Source organism: Sinomicrobium soli (assembly GCF_003285545.1).
GTDB lineage: Bacteria > Bacteroidota > Bacteroidia > Flavobacteriales > Flavobacteriaceae > Sinomicrobium.
Genome location: NZ_QLNV01000033.1, coordinates 1 through 3795, shown reverse-complemented (window position 1 = coordinate 3795; position 3795 = coordinate 1). Strand labels below are relative to the sequence as shown.

Genomic DNA, 3795 nt, shown 5'->3' with positions numbered 1-3795 from the left:
CCAACAGGGCAAGTTGTTTGTTTTTTTTCATCATTCAGCATAGTATTTTTAGTCCATATAAATAGTTGTAGGGGGTTTATAATTCATGCTATTTTGACCAATATAAATAATATTTCCTATATATGAAATATTTTCTACTCCGATTTTCGGAGTTAACGTATAACATATTCCTGGATTTAACTTATGAAGAATGAAGGAATTTTATCGGTATCAATAATATTGATTTTCCCCAGAAGGTTGCTTCTGCGGTCTGTCCGGATGTTGTTAGCCAGTCTGTCAACCTATCCACCCCTCTGGTATAAAATGTATATGAACCATCGCCGTTTTGCGTATACCCGAAATCCCTGTTTCCTGAAACCGGGTGTTCACCATATTTTGGATCAAAAATCGTGGAAAAAGTCCATTTTTCGGTGTTGTAATCACTTACAATAACAGACTCATTGTCCGGCCCTTTGATATCAATTCCTATGACTGCTCTTAATTTTTTCCTCCAAAACATCTTGCTTTTGCTGCCAGTCAGGATGGTGAATTTTTTGGGGGGGTGTGTAATGAAATTAAGCTATTTGTTCTTTGTAGGCTGATTGTTTTTATCAACGTGCCGATCAATCGCAAAATAAAGTAAGGTTGTGCAGATTAATCCGAGGAATAGTGCATATGCAATATATATCATATTTTTATACCATGGAACCCACCAAATATTACTGAAGGTCCCCAACAATATAATCCATCCAGAAACAATACACGTTAATATACCCCATTTCTTTAAGAAAGAAAGTCTTATATTCTTTTTTGAATAATAATCCTTAATAAGTTGAAAAGGGAGCATTAACATGAGGACAGATAAAACATAGTCAATGAAGTATGAACTTCCATAAACATGGAAGATAAATTCGCGAAGTGTTTCGATCTCAAAATCATAATAACGATAGATCCCTTTAAATAAGGCATCATAGACATTTGGAAGCCACCTAATTTTTAAAAATATAGGTATCGGTAGCGCAATAAAAAGGGGCACAATAATTTTCCTAAGATTCATCTTTGATAATAATTAACCGAAACAATCTTAACTCAAAGAGCCTAATGCTGCCTTACCCGCTATTACGCCTTTGATCTTTTGCAAGTTGGATCGGTAGACACAATTCTTCAAAATAGCCTACCGACAAACAGAATACTAAGAGAAATAATACAGGCAATAATGGTAAGGTTGTGTTTTATATCCTTTTTTAGCTTAGGGAGCCACGGTAATACAACTCCAACGATTATGCACAAAAAATAAATGAGTGCTACTGTTTGATTAAGCAAAGTTAATTTATCCCAATCGATTTGCTCACTGAGCGGAGTCAGGTATCTTTTGTTATAAAGTCCTTTACGAATGGTCGAGACAATGGTTAACACGCCTCCAAAAGGTATAAACAAATAAAAGCACAGTTGAATCAGACAGATCCCAAACGAAGCATAAAATAGTATTTTCTTCATGACATTACATAATTAATCAATCCGGACAATCTTTACTTAATGTACTCAGCGGTGCTTTTCCTTCCAAAACATCTTGCACTTGCTGCCAGTCTGGTCGATGAATCTGTGGGGTATTTACTGATGAACTACCGCTGTTTTGAAAACTTTCTATACATATCCAAAATCACAACCGAATTAATGTTATTGTTTTGTACTTTTTCCCAAACTACCTTAGAAACAATAATACTTTGATGTATAAAGTATTTCAAAATCAATTTAAGGGAAAAACAAAAATCTCAGAGCGATTAGGATAAATGGAATCAATGAAAGGAAAATTTCTGTGATTAATCGCTTATGAAGAGGAATTTTAGGAATTAATGGGATTATAATACCAGACACAATAGAACCAATATATAGTATGGAAGACACGAGATTAATGATATTAATGCCCACAGTGTCTATCCCTAATATATCTTTATTATTTTCCAATACAGCAAAGAATATCCCTTTAACAAACACAATTGCCCCACCTATCGGCATAAATAACAGTAATGTTAAATGCAATAAATTAACGATGAATAGCAACACTACAATTCCTTTAATCAAGTTATTCATATGACTACACAAATAATTTACTAATCTGGACAATCTTTACTTAACGTACTCAACGGCGCCCTGCTTTCTAAAACGTCTATTACCTGACTCCAATCCGGACGATGAATCTACTGAGAGGCGTTTAATTTATAATTGTAAAGATATTGACTAAAAACTCCACCCTCTGGTATAGAGTGTAATGGAACTATTGTATGATGTTGGACGCGAAAAAATGGTACAATTTAGGAAAAAGTACAATGAATGCAACGATAACCAAACACCAAACCCCGATTCGATATTTGCGGACGGCGATCATCCGGAAAAAGAAAACTGTTCCAATACATAATATCGTGGCGCCAAAGAAAAGAAAAGCAACGAATTGATTCAAATATAACACTACTGATGATAACCGTGTGCCAAATGATGAAACAATATAGTCATGGTCGTAAAATCCATTTTTCATCATGGAAAAAATTCCCAGCACCCCTCCATAAGGGCCAAATAGATATAGGGCCAATATGAAAACAGATACTGCAACAGATAAATAATAAAAGTATCTCATTATGACGTTATTTCTTTTAATTTCTCGAAGCATCTTCTATCAATAATGTTAATCCGGACAATCTTTACTTAATGTACTGAGTGGTGCTTTCCCCTCCAAAACATCTTGCACTTGCTGCCAGTCTGGTCGATGAATCTGTGGGGTATTTACCGATGAACTACCGCCATTTGATTTTACAAAATTATCGATTTTACTTTGAAAGGATTCCCAAAGTGCATCGGCCTGACTAAATGGAAAACTCTCTCCGGTAAAGAACTCTGATACATTGTGTAGGGCTGTTCCTCCCGCGTCCGTCAACCTATCCACCCCTCTGGTATAAAACGTATATGAGCCATTGCTGTTTTGTGTGTATCCAAAATCCCTATTTCCTGAAACCGGATGTTCACCATATTTTGGATCAAAAATCGTGGAAAAAGTCCATTTATCCGTATCGTAATCACTTACAATGACGGACCCGTTGTCCGGTCCTTTGATATCAATTCCTATGACTGCCCCCAGCGGATTCGAGGAGTTCCACAGTGTGATCTCATCAAGACCGGGCCATTGATAAGGTTCGAATTCACTGTATTCCGTATCCACAAAGCTATTGATATTTGTCCGGATATGGTTCAGAAATTGTTCAGGGGTCTGCCTCTGCCCGTTAACGACTGGCAGTTCATTCACTGTGACCGGAAAGTAGTCCATATTGACCACCGTGCTGTAAGCGTCATTGATATCCTGCAATCTGGCTACGTTTATAGTGGTAAAACCAGGATACGAGGTTGATGTACTCACGATCTGGTTCAACTTATCAAGCTGGGCTTGCCGCACCTGGCCAGCCATTGCCTGATAGTTTCACATGGAATATCTGTCGGGATCAATAGACCCTTGTATTTTCATACCGGGTGTCCATTGACTACACGGATAATGACTTTGCGCTTAATCTACCTTGTGCAGCGTTAATTGTTTGGGAAGCGTAAAACCCCAATCATAGTCTCCAATCCGGGCCCCTTCACTGTTGCTCAGCTCCCATGTTAACTGCGTCCTGTCTGCATTCAATACCATTCGCAAGTTCCCTCCTTTATCCTTGGTGATATCTGTAATTCTTCCTGAAAACACCATCGGGTTATTAGGATCTGTACCACTACCTAACAACGTCCATTTTCTATCAGCAGCATTTGTTGATATGTCCGCATAGGAGCTTT

At 37.4% G+C, this 3795-nt stretch carries 3 protein-coding genes; all 3 read right to left on the bottom strand.

Annotation, left to right across the window (positions count from 1 at the left end; all coding sequences use genetic code 11):
• Nucleotides 1-181: 181 nt before the first annotated feature.
• Complete coding sequence (locus DN748_RS18830) at nucleotides 182-499, bottom strand: hypothetical protein (protein ID WP_112373384.1); 318 nt, start codon at nucleotides 497-499, stop codon at nucleotides 182-184.
• A 2160-nt stretch (nucleotides 500-2659) separates the two neighbouring features.
• On the bottom strand, nucleotides 2660-3433 hold the full coding sequence (locus DN748_RS18805) for a hypothetical protein (protein WP_112373379.1): 774 nt from the start codon (nucleotides 3431-3433) through the stop codon (nucleotides 2660-2662).
• A gap of 96 nt (nucleotides 3434-3529) precedes the next feature.
• A partial coding sequence (locus tag DN748_RS18800) for a hypothetical protein (protein ID WP_236636921.1) occupies nucleotides 3530-3795 on the bottom strand: 266 nt, incomplete at its 5' end.

What these genes read in the sequence shown, in the direction of transcription:
- DN748_RS18805 (WP_112373379.1), bottom strand. Translation starts at nt 3,433, where the DNA reads ATGGCTGGCCAGGTGCGGCAAGCCCAGCTTGATAAGTTGAACCAGATC.
- DN748_RS18830 (WP_112373384.1), bottom strand. Translation starts at nt 499, where the DNA reads ATGTTTTGGAGGAAAAAATTAAGAGCAGTCATAGGAATTGATATCAAA.